Origin of the sequence: Myroides sp. LoEW2-1, assembly GCF_009767705.1 — a bacterium.
GTDB lineage: Bacteria > Bacteroidota > Bacteroidia > Flavobacteriales > Flavobacteriaceae > Flavobacterium > Flavobacterium album_A.
This window is the reverse complement of record NZ_WSPP01000010.1, coordinates 36811-53224: the sequence shown is the minus strand read 5'-3', so window position 1 is coordinate 53224 and position 16414 is coordinate 36811. Positions and strand designations below refer to the sequence as shown.

At 35.2% G+C, this 16414-nt stretch carries 13 protein-coding genes and 1 tRNA gene; 10 read left to right on the top strand and 4 right to left on the bottom strand.

Features of this window, described 5'->3' with window-relative positions; translation table 11 throughout:
• Positions 1-107: 107 nt before the first annotated feature.
• Positions 108-180: transfer RNA gene (locus GOQ24_RS01140), tRNA-Gly, on the bottom strand.
• A 352-nt stretch (positions 181-532) separates the two neighbouring features.
• Between GOQ24_RS01140 and GOQ24_RS01135 the strand changes: the two genes are divergently transcribed.
• The 5 genes from GOQ24_RS01135 (at position 533) to GOQ24_RS01115 (ending at position 7314) form a co-directional block, all read left to right on the top strand.
• Positions 533-901, top strand: a complete 369-nt coding sequence (locus GOQ24_RS01135; RefSeq protein ID WP_243731240.1) for a transcriptional regulator — start codon at positions 533-535, stop codon at positions 899-901.
• Between the two features lie 8 nt (positions 902-909).
• Positions 910-2061 carry an efflux RND transporter periplasmic adaptor subunit gene (locus tag GOQ24_RS01130; RefSeq protein ID WP_155092513.1) on the top strand — a complete coding sequence of 384 codons (1152 nt, stop codon included), beginning with the start codon at positions 910-912 and terminating at the stop codon, positions 2059-2061.
• A gap of 3 nt (positions 2062-2064) precedes the next feature.
• A complete protein-coding gene (locus GOQ24_RS01125) occupies positions 2065-5202 on the top strand; it encodes an efflux RND transporter permease subunit (RefSeq protein WP_160338953.1) in 3138 nt (1045 codons plus the stop codon).
• Between the two features lie 3 nt (positions 5203-5205).
• On the top strand, positions 5206-6615 hold the full coding sequence (locus tag GOQ24_RS01120) for an efflux transporter outer membrane subunit (protein ID WP_155092511.1): 1410 nt from the start codon (positions 5206-5208) through the stop codon (positions 6613-6615).
• A 75-nt stretch (positions 6616-6690) separates the two neighbouring features.
• Positions 6691-7314, top strand: a complete 624-nt coding sequence (locus tag GOQ24_RS01115) for a polysaccharide deacetylase family protein (RefSeq protein WP_160338952.1) — start codon at positions 6691-6693, stop codon at positions 7312-7314.
• Here GOQ24_RS01115 and GOQ24_RS01110 read toward each other — a convergent pair.
• On the bottom strand, positions 7309-7605 hold the full coding sequence (locus tag GOQ24_RS01110) for a thioredoxin family protein (protein WP_155092509.1): 297 nt from the start codon (positions 7603-7605) through the stop codon (positions 7309-7311). The genes GOQ24_RS01115 and GOQ24_RS01110 overlap by 6 nt on opposite strands.
• Positions 7606-7679: 74 nt before the next feature.
• Entirely contained in the window at positions 7680-8942 is a 1263-nt protein-coding gene (locus tag GOQ24_RS01105) for a metallophosphoesterase (RefSeq protein WP_155092508.1), read from the bottom strand.
• 167 nt (positions 8943-9109) lie between these two features.
• On the opposite strand from GOQ24_RS01105, the gene polA reads away from it, so the two are divergent.
• The gene (polA, locus tag GOQ24_RS01100; protein ID WP_160338951.1) at positions 9110-11932 is read left to right on the top strand and encodes a DNA polymerase I; all 2823 of its coding nucleotides are present in this window, start codon (positions 9110-9112) and stop codon (positions 11930-11932) included.
• Positions 11933-13173: 1241 nt separating this feature from the next.
• Positions 13174-13737, top strand: a complete 564-nt coding sequence (locus GOQ24_RS01095) for a 1-acyl-sn-glycerol-3-phosphate acyltransferase (protein WP_160338950.1) — start codon at positions 13174-13176, stop codon at positions 13735-13737.
• A 129-nt stretch (positions 13738-13866) separates the two neighbouring features.
• On the opposite strand, the gene GOQ24_RS01090 is transcribed toward GOQ24_RS01095, so the two are convergent.
• Positions 13867-14361, bottom strand: coding sequence for an immunoglobulin-like domain-containing protein (locus GOQ24_RS01090; protein ID WP_160338949.1), 495 nt, complete (start codon positions 14359-14361; stop codon positions 13867-13869).
• 267 nt (positions 14362-14628) lie between these two features.
• Here GOQ24_RS01090 and rplM point away from each other — a divergent pair, with 267 nt between their 5' ends.
• From rplM to rpsB, 3 genes are all read left to right on the top strand, one after another.
• The gene (gene rplM, locus GOQ24_RS01085) at positions 14629-15084 is read left to right on the top strand and encodes a 50S ribosomal protein L13 (RefSeq protein WP_160338948.1); all 456 of its coding nucleotides are present in this window, start codon (positions 14629-14631) and stop codon (positions 15082-15084) included.
• Positions 15084-15470, top strand: coding sequence for a 30S ribosomal protein S9 (gene rpsI, locus GOQ24_RS01080; RefSeq protein ID WP_155092501.1), 387 nt, complete (start codon positions 15084-15086; stop codon positions 15468-15470). The genes rplM and rpsI overlap by 1 nt, the downstream gene beginning before the upstream one ends.
• Before the next feature lie 142 nt (positions 15471-15612).
• Positions 15613-16353, top strand: a complete 741-nt coding sequence (rpsB, locus tag GOQ24_RS01075; RefSeq protein ID WP_155092500.1) for a 30S ribosomal protein S2 — start codon at positions 15613-15615, stop codon at positions 16351-16353.
• The last annotated feature ends 61 nt before the right edge of the window (positions 16354-16414 follow it).

Sequence of the window (16414 nt, the reverse complement as noted above, 5' to 3'; positions counted from 1 at the left end):
GAAGACGAGGCTCGAACTCGCGACAACCAGCTTGGAAGGCTGGAGCTCTACCAACTGAGCTACTTCCGCATTTGATGTGATTTGAAAACTTACATCGAGTTTGTTAGAGCGGAAGACGAGGCTCGAACTCGCGACAACCAGCTTGGAAGGCTGGAGCTCTACCAACTGAGCTACTTCCGCATTTTGTGAGGGCAAATATAAAGCTATTTTCAGAATCAATGCAATTTTTTTTAAAAAAAATAAGCAGAAAAACGATGCCACATAAATATCATCACATTATCAAGGAAATACATTTTGGAGCTATCGACAGTAAGTTCCCCTTATTTATACGCCGTTTAAATAATTATAAAAAAATTAAGTTTTTTTAGTTTTGTATTTACCGAACTAAAACTATCTTTGCTCTCAAATCTTTATTACGACATCTATGCGACAATACAATCCAGAATTAGTTGATTTATTTCAAGATTTCTGTTCACATCATGAGATAGTTTATCACTTCTCGCCTCTGACGGCTCAGATATACACCTATATTATGTTTAATAATAATAGAGATGGCGTGACTTTTGATGAGTTAGTAGAAAAATTAAATGCAAGTAAAAGTTCTGTGTCAAATAGTTTAAATTTATTAATTTCAAACAACCAAATAGAACATTTTAACAAAATAGATGAAAGAAAAAGATTTTTTAGATTAAACCCTAATTTCATGACCACAAGATTGCAGTTAATACGCGATTTACTGGAGAGAGAGCACAATCTAAGTTTGCGATTAGAAAACTTTGTCACAACCGGTGAAATCAATGCACAAAACTGTGAGATGAAAATGAAATTATATATCGATCACCTTGAAAAGAGCAAAAAACATTTAACAGAAACTATAGAAAAATTAAAAAGTACAAATTAAGTAATTATATGAAACGTTATTTCCATACTATCGTTCTAGCGTCGCTTGCGATTACAGCAGGTTCTTGTGGTAAAAAAGAACAGCAAGCAGCTCACGGCCCACTACCATATAAAGTAGTGCAAGTACCTACACAAACAGTGATAGGACACAATACTTACCCAACTACTCTACAAGGTAAGGTTACAAGTAATGTACGAGCTAAAATAGCTGGATATATTCAGGAACTTTACGTTGATGAAGGTTCGGTTGTACGCAAAGGACAACCTTTATTCAGACTTGAGACTAATACATTAAATGAAAATGCAAACGCCGCTTTAGCAGCCGTAAAAGCAGCAGAAGCACAAGTTAGCGTAGCACAAGTAAACTACGATAAATTAGTTCCTCTTGTAAATAAAGGTATCATTAGTAAAATTCAATTAGATACTGCTGAGGCTACACTAAACAGTGCTAAAGGTCAATTAGCAAATGCTAAGGCACAACATCAAAGTATCGTTGCTAATATTGATTACGCTATAATCAAAAGTCCAATTGACGGTATCGTAGGAGCTATTCCTTTTAGAGTTGGTTCATTAGTTAGTCCAAGTGATCCACAACCGTTAACAGTTGTTTCAGATAACAGTGAGATGTACGCTTACTTTTCAATGAATGAAAAGGAGTATTTTAACTTCTTAGAAAAAATTGAAGGAAAGTCAATCAGCGAAAAATTAAAGCACTTACCAGAAGTAAAATTAGTTTTAGCCAATGGACAAACATACTCAAGTACAGGTAAAATTGAAACAATGACAGGTCAAGTAAACCTTGCTACAGGAACTGTTCAGGTAAGAGCATCTTTCCCTAACACAGATAACATTTTGAGCAATGGTAACAGTGGGTCTTTATTACTACCTGTGGAATATAAAGATGTTTTAGTTGTTCCAGAATCATCGACTTTCGAACAACAAGGACAAATTTATGTTTACCGCGTTGTAAATGATACTGCAAAGGCTGCAAAAATTAATGTAATTGATCGAGTAAACAAATTAGCTATTGTTAAAGAAGGAGTTGCAAAAGGAGAAACTATTGTTGGTACAGGATTAGGAACATTGCGTAATGGTTCTGCAATTACACCAGACAAAGTAGAATTCAACTCTATCAACGAAGCTATAAAATCAACTTTCTAAAGCATGTTAAAGACTTTTATCGAAAGACCTGTATTATCTACAGTTATTTCTATCCTTATAGTAATACTTGGGGTGTTAGGACTATCCGCACTTCCAGTAACGCAATATCCAGATATTGCACCGCCGACTGTACAAATTGCGGCGAGCTACCCAGGAGCAAATGCTGAAACTGTAATGCAATCTGTGATTATCCCAATTGAAGAACAAGTGAATGGGGTGGAAAACATGGACTACATTACATCAACAGCAAGTAATGATGGTAGTGCAAGTATTCAAGTAATATTTAAACAAGGAGTTGACCCAGACATCGCAGCGGTAAACGTACAAAACCGTGTTGCTCGAGCTACTCCATTGTTACCAGCAGAGGTAACTCGTTCGGGGGTTACCACACAAAAGCAGCAAACAAGTGCATTAATGTTCTTGTCGTTCTATTCGACAAACCCGGATTATGATGCTATCTATATCCAAAACTATATGAACATTAACGTAATCCCAGAGCTGAAACGTGTTACTGGTGTAGGAGATGCACAAGCATTTGGTTCTCGAAACTACTCAATGCGTGTGTGGATTGAACCTGCAAAAATGAAAGCATACGGCTTAGTTCCTTCTGATGTAGTTAGAGTACTAAACGAGCAAAGTTTAGAGGCAGCTGCTGGTCAGCTTGGGGAAAACAATGCTGAGGCATTTCAATATGTATTAAAATACAGTGGTAAGTATAAAACTCAAGAACAATATGAAAATATCGTAGTAAAATCTTTAGGTAACGGACAAATCCTAAGGTTAAAAGACGTAGCTCGTATTGAACTTGGAGCACAATCTTATGTAGGTAGTTCTGAACTTGATGGTAACCCAGCAGTAGCAATGGCTATTTATCAAACACCTGGTTCTAACGCTCAAGAGATTATCCAAAACTTACATTTAATCCTACAAGGAATGGAGAAAAACCTTCCTGAAGGAATGAAATACAAAGTATTGATGGATACAAACGAATTCTTAGATGCTTCGATTAGCAAAGTAGTAAGTACTTTAATTGAAGCGTTTATCTTAGTATTCGTGGTAGTGTATATCTTCTTACAAGACTTTAGATCGACACTTATTCCGTTAATTGCGGTACCAGTTTCTATTGTTGGTACCTTCTTTTTCCTAAGTGTATTTGGATTTTCATTAAACTTACTTACACTTTTCGCATTAGTACTGGCCATCGGTATTGTGGTGGATGACGCCATAGTTGTGGTGGAAGCCGTCCACGCCAAGATGGAAGAAACGGGTAAAGATGCATTGGATGCGAGTGTTAGTACAATGGGAGAGATCTCAGGTGCCATTATCTCAATTACATTAGTAATGGCTGCGGTATTTATCCCAGTAACCTTTATTAGTGGTCCAACTGGAGTATTCTACAAACAATTTGGTATTACTCTTATTGTAGCTATTTTGATTTCAGCAGTAAATGCCTTGACTTTAAGTCCAGCGTTATGTGCTATCTTCTTAAAGCAACATGACAATCACGAAGGAAGAAAAAGAAATTTTGTTCAACGTTTCTTCGACGCATTCAACGTTGGGTTTAACAACTTAACGCATAGATATGGTAATTCATTCAAATTCTTATTAAAACACAAGTGGTTAACATTTGTAATCTTATTAGGATGTCTTGGAATTACATACTACTCTGCTAAGACAATGCCAACAGGATTCGTACCAAACGAAGACCGTGGGTTCATCATGGGTAATATTGAATTACCTACAGGAGCATCACAAGACCGTGTAACAAGTTTACAAAAAGAGTTTTCTGCTGTAGTAAAACAAATTCCTGGTGTAGATGCCGTAACTGTTGTTTCGGGATTCTCTTTCATCAATGGACAAGGTTCTAACTATGGTATGGCGATGATTAAGTTAAAGGATTTCTCTGAAAGAAAAACAGACGATCTTGCAACAGATGTAATCATTGGTAAATTATTTGGACTTGCTGCAACTCAGTTCCAAGATGCGAAAATGATTTTCTTCCAACCACCAAGTATACCAGGATTCGGTATGTCTGCCGGATTTGAGATGAAATTACTTGATCGCAGTGGAGGTGAATTAACAGAATTCGATAAAAAATCACAAGAATTCGTAGGTGAATTAATGAAGCGCCCTGAAGTATTATATGCTCAGTCGTCATTCAATACAAACTATGCACAATACGAACTTGAATTAAATATTCCTCGTGCAAAAGAATCAGGTGTTTTAGTAAGTGATATTTTCTCGGCTTTACAAGGTTATATTGGAGGTATATATGCAGCAGACTTTACGCGTTTTGGTAAGCAATACCGCGTAATGGTTCAATCATTGCCACAATATAGATCAGATGTAAATAGCTTAAGTGAAATCTACGTTAGAACATCTACAGGAGAAATGGCACCAGTAAACCAGTTTGTTGATTTGAAAAAAGTATATGGTCCGCAATCTGTAAACCGTTACAACTTATTTACATCATCAAATATCAATGGTGCTCCGAAACCAGGATATAGTTCGGGGGATGCAATTCGCGCAGTACAAGAGGTTGCTCAAAAAACATTATCAACAAGTCACAGTATTGACTTTACAGGACTATCTCGTGAGGAGATTAATGCAGGTAACCAAACAGTAATGATTTTTGCACTTTGTGTAATCTTCGTTTACTTCTTACTATCTGCTCAATACGAAAGTTACTTATTGCCATTTGCGGTAATTATCTCATTACCTACAGGAGTTATGGGAGCATTCCTTGCACAGAAATTAGCAGGATTAGAGAATAACATCTACTTCCAGATTGCTCTGGTCATGCTTGTGGGATTACTTGCCAAGAATGCCATTCTGATTGTAGAGTTTGCTGTTCAGAGAAGACAACATGGGGAGTCAATTGCAGAATCTGCTATTAACGGTGCTAAAGCGCGTTTAAGACCGATCTTGATGACTTCATTCGCATTTATCCTTGGTCTTATGCCATTGGTATTTGCAAAAGGAGTTGGAGACGTTGGTAACCGTTCAATCGGTACAGGTGCTGCCTTTGGATTATTAATCGGTACAATCATTGGAGTTTTCGTAATTCCAGTATTATATGCTATTTTCCAATATCTTCAAGAAAAAGTGAAGCCTGTTAAATTTGAAGAAAAAACGCACTAAGAAATGAAAAAACAAACTTTATATAGAGTTATTCCTATTGCTCTTTTGGGGTTGACAATGCAATCGTGCTTTGTTGCCAAAAAATACGATAGACCAGAGGTTATCGATGAGCAATACTTTAGAACTGATAAGATTTCTCAAGATACTCTTTCTATGGCCAATGTGTCATGGAAAGAGTTATTCTCAGACGAAATTTTAAAACAATATATTGATCAAGCTTTAGAAAACAATTTAGACATTCGCATTGCTTTAGAAAATATGAATGCTGCTAAAGCTTATATGCAACAAGGTAAATGGGGATATGCCCCTACCTTAAATGTAGGTGCAAACTACACTCACTCTGTTGCGTCTAAAAATGGACCACAAGGAATAGCTTTTGGAGATACAAGAGTAAAAACCGATTTATACGACGTTACAGGACAATTCTCTTGGGAATTAGATGTATGGGGTAAAATCAGAAGTGGCAAAAGAGCATCTACAGCAAGTTATTTACAATCTGTAGCTGCCCATCAAACTGTAAAAACACAGTTAATATCTTCAATTGCAAGTACTTATTTTCAATTAGTAGCTCTTGATCAACAAAAGGCAATTACAGAAAAAACAATTGTCAATAGAAAGAATAGTTTAGAAACAATTGAAGCTCTAAAAGAAGCAGGACAGGTTAATGAAGTTGCAGTAAAACAAACACAGGCTCAGCTATATAACGCACAAGCTTTGTTAGTTGACATCAACAACAGCATCAAGTTAACGGAAAACACGTTCAGTATTCTACTTGGAGAAAATCCAAATGCGATTAAAAGAGGGCAACTTGATGGCCAAACGTTAAACACTGATTTAACTGTTGGAGTACCTATTCAACTGCTTACAAACAGACCTGACGTTAGAGCTGCTGAATTTGAACTTATCAATGCTTTTGAAATGACAAATGTAGCTCGTAGTAATTTCTACCCTTCATTCCGCATTACTGCTAATGGAGGCTTACAAAGCTTAGACTTTGACGAGTTATTCAATACCAACTCTCTATTCGCTAATATTATTGGTGGATTAACTCAACCTTTGTTAAATGGTAGACAAGTGAGAACTCAACATCAAGTAGCACAAGCAAATCAAGAAAAAGCATATTTAAACTATAAAAAATCAGTTTTAAATGCTTCAAAAGAAGTTTCTGATGCGCTGTACAACTACGAAAGTTCAAAAGATAAACTGGTACTAAAAGAACAAGAGTACAAGTCTTATCAACTTGCAACTGAATACTCAGAAGAATTATTAGTTCAAGGCTTAGCAACTTATCTTGATGTATTAACAGCAAGAGAAAGTGCTTTGGCTGCTGAACTAGTTTATATCAATACTGAATTAGCTCAACTTAACTCTTTAGTTACTTTATACAGAGCTGTAGGTGGAGGTGTAAAATAACGTTTATAGTTAATTGTTATTCGATAATTAGAGTGGTTGAAAATTTCAGCCACTCTTTTTTTTATCTTTGTTTCTATGAATATAGGTCAATACATACTAACTAATATTTTCCCAAAATACACTTGGATCAGAAAAACCAGTGAATTAAAAGTGTACCTGACTTTTGATGACGGACCTATTCCCCAAGTAACAGAATGGGTACTCGACCTCCTTCAACATTACAACATAAAAGCTACTTTCTTTTGCATCGGTGATAATATCCGAAAACACCCTTCAGTATTTAAGAGAATAATAAATGAAGGTCACCAAGTAGGCAATCACACCTTCAATCATTTAAACGGTTGGAAAACCAGTGAAGAAGACTATATTGCCAACGCACTACTATGTGAAAAAGAGATAAAAAAGTACTGCTCAAATGATTCTAAGCTGTTTAGACCTCCTTATGGAAAAATAAAGACAGCACAAGCTAAAAGACTAAGCGATAAAGGATATGAAATAATCATGTGGCACAATCTCACCAAAGATTACGATAGGAATTTAACCCCAAAACAATGCTTAAGACGCTCTTTAAAGCACCTTAAAAAAGGAAGTATAATAGTATTTCACGACAGCCTAAAAGCGCAAGAAAACATGAAATACGCATTGCCTATACTAATCGAAAGCTTATTAGATAAAGGCTATACCTTCGACACTTTATAGTAAGGAAGTCATGACATTGATTAATGAATTCGCATCCATTACTTCTGTCTGACGCCAAATCATCGTATGATTCTTATATAATAGCATAGTAGGTACCTGCTTAATACGCAAAGCTTCCACCAATTCGCTATTTTTCTCTACATCAATCTTTACGATTAAAATACGATCACCCATCGCTGCCGCCACATCGTGTAATACAGGATTCATTTTTGTACACCCATCATTCCATTTCGCAAAAAATTGAATTAATACAGGTACATCTCTTTCTACTAAATCCCCAAACTTTGACATATAATTATTTTTTATTCGTTTTTAGATATTTACTCTACTTATATATACAAAAATATACTTTTTTGTGTAAAAACTTACTTTTTCACTCGTAATTCTATAACTGTAATCTCAGGCCAAATACCAGTACGACCTTTATATGCGTGATAACCAAACCCTCTATTCACATACAAGTACTTCCCTAATGTTTCATAAAGACCTGCCCATTGCTTATACACATACTGAATAGGACTCCACTTTAGAAAGCCAGGAATTTCAATTCCAAATTGCGAACCATGTGTATGACCCGATAAGGTTAATTGGAAATTCATCGGATGATCTAAAATTTGAGCATCCCAGTGCGATGGATCGTGACTCATCAAAATTTTAAAATCAGTCGATTCTATTCCCTGCGTGGCTTTATCTAAATCTCCAAATTTCATAAACTTGCCATTTGCACCCCAGTTCTCAACCCCAACTACACAAATAGACTCACCGTCTTTATTGATACTAACATGTTCATTTCTCAGCAGTTGAAAATTAAGTTTATCACTAATATCACAGATTTCGTTGAAGTTTTTGTCTTCCATCTCGTCCGTTTCCCAATGAGCATAAGTTCCGTAATCGTGATTCCCTAAGATTGAAAATTGCCCATACTTGTGTGGGCGAATCTTTCGAAAAGTACTCAACCACGGATTCACTTCACTTGCCACGCTATTAACCATGTCACCAGTAAAAAGCAACATGTCAGATCTCTGAGCATTAATCAATTCAACAGCATGCATCAACTTTTCAGGATCGTCAAAACTACCAAAGTGAATATCGGATAATTGCGTAAATCTAAAACCATCAAACGCAGATGGAAGATCACTAAATTCAATTATATGCTCGTGGACTTGAAATCGATAACGTCCAATAGTAATACCGTGCAATACAGACAAAAAGGGAATTGACACTATACCCAAAGCTATGTTGGTAACAAACTTTCTTCTACCTGGTATAATAGAATCTTTCTCATCTTCATTCACTCTGGAAGATTGCTTATCTCCTAACTCCCTTTGGATAAATCGATAAACACCAATTGATAAACGCGCGACATCCTCCACCAACAAAACAAGAGTCAGAATAAGTTTTGGCAAATAAAATAATACAATAAGGGCTCCAGCAGTCAATGGTAAATTCATATCACCTGACTTAGGATCGAACTTTGAAAAGCCATAGCCAATAAAAAGAACAAGAATAACAGATGCCATCACATAGAGTAAGCGACTTGAAAACTTTTTAAAGTATTGTTTAAATGCTTGATAAGTATAAAACTCGATAACAAACAACAACAGCCCGATAATTAAAAACTTCAACATGAGTGAATACATTTATTTCAAATTTACCCTTTTGTATCAGTCTACAAAATACCTTTAACATTATTTAATACCATTCTCCACAAAGACATTATGGAGGAGTGATTTTCAAGCGAAGACCAAATTGCGTATCTTTGAAACTTAATTTTAGAAACAAATAAATTCTTCCTATGGATAATAAAAAACGTCTTTTTCTACTTGATGCTTATGCTTTAATATTCCGAGGGTATTACGCATTTATCAAAAACCCAAGAATAAACTCAAAAGGATTAGACACATCAGCTATTTTGGGTTTCATGAACTCACTATTAGATGTTATCAAAAAAGAACAACCTGATCATTTAGCAGTAGCATTTGACAATGGAGGAAGTAAGGATCGTTTAGAGTTATTCCCAGAATATAAAGCAAATCGAGATGCTACGCCTGAAGCTATTAAAATAGCTGTACCGTACATTAAGGAGATCTTAAAGGCTATGCACATTCCAATTATTGAAGTAAGTGGTTATGAAGCAGATGATTTGATTGGTACAATATCAAAACAAGCTGAAAAAGAAGACTTCAAAGTATATATGGTTACACCTGATAAAGACTATGCTCAGTTGGTATCAGAGAACATATTCATGTACAAACCAGCGCGAATGGGCAATGGCGTTGAAATATGGGGAATAGATGAAGTGAAAGAGAAATTCGAAGTTGAAGAACCTATTCAAGTTATTGACTTTTTAGGTATGATGGGAGATTCAGTTGACAATATTCCAGGATTACCTGGTGTTGGTGAAAAAACAGCAAAGAAGTTTTTGAAAGAGTATGGCTCAATGGAAAACTTACTTGACAACACCCATCAGTTAAAAGGAAAAATGAAAGAGAACATTGAAAACAATAAAGAAAAGGGAATTCTTTCAAAGAAACTTGCGACGATCATGCTTGATTGCCCTGTTACCTTCGATGCTAATCAATTTGTTCTTGAACAACCAGATATCGAAAAGTCTGAAGCTCTATTCGTAGAATTAGAATTCAGAAGGATGAAAGAACAATTTGACAAAATATTCAGTGTTAGCCAACCATCAATAAAAACGCCTGAAACTGCTACGTCTAACGCAAAAAATGCCACTTTAGATGATCAATTTTCACTTTTTGGAGAGGTTGAAAATACTACAAATAGCGACTCTCCTTATTTTGCTAATTTGAGCACAACAAATCACGTTTACCAATTATGTGATAGCAAAATGAGTATTCGCCTTTTAGTTCAAAGTTTACTTCAGCAGACAAGTGTTTGTTTTGATACTGAAACAACAGGATTAGATGCTTTAAATGCTGAACTTGTAGGTATTGCTTTTTCTTACGAAAAAGGCACTGCATTCTACGTTCCTTTCCCTGATAACAAAGAGGAAACTCAAGAATTACTCGAGTCTTTCAAAGCGTTTTTTGAATCTGAACAAATAGAGAAGATTGGTCAGAACCTCAAGTATGACATTAAAGTACTCAAACAGTATAACATTGAAGTAAAAGGACCCTTGTTTGACACAATGATTGCGCATTATCTGATCAATCCTGATATGCGTCATAATATGGATATCCTTTCTGAAACATACTTGCGATATACCCCACAACCAATTGAGGATTTGATTGGCAAAAAAGGTAAAAATCAAAAGTCTATGAAAGACATTTCTCCTGAATTGGTAAAAGAATACGCAGGAGAAGATGCCGATATCACCTTTCAGTTAAAACAAAACTTTGAGCCTCAATTGCAGGCGACAAACACGATTGAACTATTTCAAAATATAGAAGTGCCTTTAGTACCTGTTTTAGCAGATATGGAAAGCGAAGGAATCCGCTTAGATATAGACTTCCTTGCTTCCCTATCAGGTGCATTAGATCAGGATATCAAACAATTAGAAAAGGCAATCTACGAAGAAGCTGGAGAAGAATTCAACTTAGCATCACCGAAACAACTTGGCGATATATTATTTGACAAGTTAAAGATTGGTGGAAGCAAACCAAAAAAGACAAAGACAGGACAATACGCTACTGGAGAAGAAATCTTAAGCGACTTAGCTCCAAAGCACCAAATTGTGCAAGATATTTTAGATTGGCGACAACTGATTAAATTGCAAAACACTTATGTAGATGCTTTACCTAAACAAGTGGATCCGAGAACAAAGCGAGTTCATACAGAATATATGCAAGCTGTAGCCGCAACAGGTCGTCTAAGTTCTAATAATCCAAACTTGCAAAATATACCTATTAGAACAGAAAGAGGGCGTTCAGTGAGAAAAGCATTTGTTGCAAGAGATGAAAACTACGTAATCATGGCAGCCGATTACTCACAGATAGAACTGCGAATTATTGCAGCTTTGAGTGAAGAACCTAATATGATTGAATCCTTTAAAAACGGAGAAGATATTCACCGTTCTACTGCTGCAAGAGTGTTTAATGTACCTCTTGAAGAAGTAACTAAGGAACAACGTAGTCATGCAAAGACTGTTAACTTCGGGATTATCTACGGTGTATCTGCATTTGGATTGAGCAATCAAACTAACTTATCTCGTTCAGAGAGTAAAGAGTTAATAGACACTTACTACGCAACATATCCAAAACTAAAAGATTATATTGCTAAGCAAATTGACTTTGCAAGGGAACATGGTTATGTACAAACAATCTTAGGTAGAAGAAGATATTTGAAAGACATCAATTCCCACAATGCAGTTGTAAAAGGAGCTGCTGAACGAAATGCCGTAAACGCTCCGATTCAAGGTAGCGCAGCAGATATTATCAAAATAGCAATGATTAACATTCACAAAAAGTTAATCTCAGAAAAATGGCAATCAAAATTACTCTTACAAGTACACGATGAGCTTGTCTTTGATGCACATAAAGAAGAATTAGAAAACTTAAAAACAATGGTCAAACAAGAAATGGAAAATGCTTTCACGCTTAGCGTTCCTTTAATTGTTGACTTAGGAGTAGGACAAAATTGGCTTGAAGCTCATTAATAAAACAAACAAATCCCATTTGATAAAAAAATCAAATGGGATTTTCTTTTTCAACACTATCTTTTATAAAAAAGACAAAAATAACGCGTGAAAAACTACCACTGAACACCCTCTCCCCTAACTAAATAATTGCTTTACTCAATTTTTAGCGAAGTTCACTAAAAATGTAACGTTACTTAAACGCTATCTCAGTAAATTTGTTTCTATAAAACCAAAGTCCTAATTGTTTGATTAGGATATTCCTAAACTTTTCCCAAAAAAGAAGTCTTTCGCAAGACTTCTTTTTTTTACAATAGATCTTCTACCTTCAAACTTTGACTCAACATGAAAAGAAGATAAAGTAAGTTGAGAAACAATCCTTACTCTAAAAATGATACCTTCGAAATATAGAGTTAATCCAAGCATACAAAGTAAAACGCACTAACCTCACTACAATTAAAATATAGTTAACCAAGTTAAATATCCTCTTTTGTAAAAGAATAAGGGAATCAATGTCTTTTAAGACTACTTATTCTCAACGTGAAATCGATATAAGCAAACAGTTTATTACTTCATCCTATCAATTCGCAACTTACTATAGATTTGTACGAATATGATTCGGTGTTACTTGAGGTTTTCTTGCACCTTTCTTGCACCTTTCTTCGAGAAAAGTGCCCTCTAGGCAAGAAAACCCCAAGAAAAGAGCAAGAAATCCCAAAGGAAGTGCAAGAAAAGCCTAAACGAAGTACTATTGATTCATGAAATTAGTCAGCATACACCTTATTCAAAATAGTCATACTAAAGAAATAGACATTCATATCAAATACCATTTACACAAAGAGATAAAGCAATAAACAACCATACAACACATTATGGTTGACACCTAAAAAACGAACAACAAGCTCATAAAGGTTTATTTTCTATCCAAGATCACCTTGACCATAAACATTGATACAGATAATGTACATAACACTGTATGTCATACTTTACAGAAAAAACGAAGCAATCGCCTTAAACAAGAGTCAAACTTAATCCGAAATAGAAATCAATTATATGCTAATTTGGCTTTCGAACCCAAATTGGAAGCTATCCCCTACAAATCACATAAATTAGGGAAGCAAATAAAACTTTTAAAATGATGAGGGGTTGTTCAAAGAGAAAAGATAAAATACTAAATAGTAATATTCCATTACTACTATAAGCATATACTAAGGTATCTAAATTATTCTATATTTGCCTTTTAATTTTATACAAAAGACAAAATGAAAAAACTGCTTGGTCGTTTAATGTTAGGAGTCACAGGATGGAAATTGAATACGAATGGAATTTCTATTGATGAAGCTAAAAAAACAGTTCTAATCTGTGTACCACATACTTCAAACTGGGATTTCTACTATAGCCTTGCCTGTTTTTGGATTATGGGAGTTCCCTTTAAGATGTTTATTAAAGATTACTATACCAAATCGTGGTTTGGCTTTTTCTTTAAAGCATTAGGCTGTATAGGTGTTGATCGTTCAAAGAGACAGAACTTAGTAGGCTATGCCGTAGAGTTAATTAATGATGCGGATAAGATTGCTATTATAAACACCCCAGAAGGAACCAGATCATTTTCAGATAAATGGAAACAAGGTTTTTATCAAATCGCGAAACAAGCGAATATCCCTATAGCACTCTGCTATGCTGATTATAGAAAAAAAGAATGTGGTATATTTAAGTTAATAGAAGTTAACGACTTAACCTTTGAGCAGACTTTAGATTTAATTGCTCCATACTATTATGCCGAAATGGCAAAATATCCAGAATTATATAACCCTAAACTGTACTAAGTAAAATAACAAACAAGGAACAACTAAAAAAACAGTTGTTCCTTGTTTGTTTAAAGCACAAGCACACCTGATCATCTGAATCTCTAAACGTATAAAAGCAAATCACCACTTCTTTATATCATCTCAAATCTACTTCACAATAGAGAAATATCCATCTACTTCGACCTCTCCTACATCACTATCAATAGCAACAGAAACCCGATAGTCCCCCTGCTTGTACTCAACCAAATTAGGATGTATCTGAACAGATACTTTCACACTCATACCTTTACTAATAACATAAGAGTCACCTCCTATTGACAGATCTTCAAAATCAATAGGGATCCACTCTCTACCTTCTAATATGCAAATCCTATAATCGCCTTTCACCTTGATAACCTCCTGTGATTGATTCCAAATACTCAGTTCAATTTCCGAAGGTGCCTCTGTAAATCTACCTTCCACTAAATCTACTTTTACACGATCATATAACGCATTTTGCCTTTCGTGTTTATTATCAACTATGACAGGAGAGGTACTATTTGTATCAGTAATTACTGACGCGCTATTCTTATGAGTCTGATTACAGCTCATAGAAAACAAACAACTAAGAAACACAATTGGAAAAACAAATAACTTTTTCATAACTATTCTTTGTATAATAAGCTACTAAAAATAAAACAATTACCTCTAAGCATCTCTTTTCAAAAGAAAAAAAGTATAGATAAGAAAATGGCACATTAAAAGATAGCATAAAGCAGGACAAAACTTCTGTCGATACAATTGTTATTCAAACGATTGAGCCCCAATTAATTCGAAAAAAAAGACTATAAATTTGTATAGTAAAAGATTTTATGTAATTTTGCACTCCCTTAATTGGGAATGGAATGTTTAATTAAATACAAATTTATTGTGGAAAGTTTAAGCTACAAGACAGTATCGGCTAACAAAGCAACTGCTCAAAAAGAGTGGTTAATTGTTGACGCTGAAGGTCAAAATTTGGGACGTCTTGCTTCAAAAGTTGCAGTACTTTTAAGAGGTAAACACAAAACAAATTACACACCGCACGTAGACTGTGGAGACAACGTAATCGTTATCAACGCAGAAAAAATCAACCTAACAGGTAACAAATTAGATGACAAGACTTACATCCGTCACACAGGTTACCCAGGAGGACAAAGATCATTAACTGCTAAAGTAATGCAACAAAAAAACCCTGCATTATTGATCGAGAAAGCAGTAAAAGGAATGTTGCCTAAAAACAAATTAGGAGCACAATTATTCCGTAATCTAAATGTAAATGTAGGTGCTGAGCACAAACACGAAGCTCAACAACCTAAAACCGTTAATTTAAACGAAATTAAGTAATGGGAGTTATTCACAAAATCGGTAGAAGAAAAACTGCTGTGGCTCGTGTTTATGTTTCAGAAGGAACAGGAAACATCACAGTAAACAAAAAAGATTTTAAAACTTATTTCCCAACTGGTACATTACAGTACAAAGTTTTACAGCCTCTAGCAATGACTGAGAATGCTGAGAACTTTGATATCAAAGTAAATGTATACGGAGGAGGAACTACAGGACAAGCTGAAGCAGTGCGTATGGCAATTGCAAGAGCAATGTGTGAAGTAGAAGTTGAAAACAGAGCAATCTTAAAACCAGAAGGATTACTTACACGTGACCCACGTATGGTTGAGCGTAAGAAATTCGGTCAGAAGAAAGCTCGTAAGAGATTCCAATTCTCTAAACGTTAATATTTACATATTATTAAAAAATCTAAGTTTTTGTTGCCCACTTGCCGAGGCAAGAGGTAGTTTAGCATCTAAATGGTTGGGACCGAATTTATCCTCGCTACTCATCCATTGCTAAAGTAACAGAACGTAAACTATTACAAAAATGGCAAACAAAGTAGAAGTTAAAGAATTACTAGAAGCAGGTGTTCACTTCGGACACATGACTAGAAAATGGGACCCAAATATGGCTCCTTACATCTATATGGAGCGTAATGGTATTCACATTATCAATCTATATAAAACTGCAGCTAAAATTGAAGAAGCTAATGAAGCTTTGAAAAAAATCGCTGCATCAGGAAGAAAAATCCTTTTCGTTGCTACAAAAAAGCAAGCGAAAGACATCGTAGCTGAAAAAGCAGCTGCAGCTAACATGCCTTACATCACTGAAAGATGGCCAGGTGGTATGTTAACAAACTTCGTTACTATTCGTAAAGCTGTTAAAAAAATGGCTTCAATCGATAGAATGAAAAAAGACGGTACATTTATGACTCTTTCTAAGAAAGAGCGTTTACAAGTTGAACGTCTACGCGCAAAATTAGAGAAGAACTTAGGTTCTATTGCTGACATGACTCGTCTACCAGCTGCTCTATTTGTAGTTGATATCAAAGCTGAACACATTGCGATTAAAGAAGCTCAAAAATTAAACATTCCGATCTTCGCTATGGTAGATACTAACTCTGACCCACGTCAAGTTGATTTCGTTATCCCAGCAAACGATGATGCTTCTAAATCAATTGAAAAAATATTATCTTTAGTTACTTCTGCTATTATCGAAGGTAATGCAGAAAGAAAATCTGAAAAAGAAGAAGCAGCAGCTGCTAAAGTTGATGCTCCTAAAGCATAATTTTTTAACAATATCATAAAGTCGTTATGCTGATAGTTGTCTACTTTTGTAAGCGCTGTCG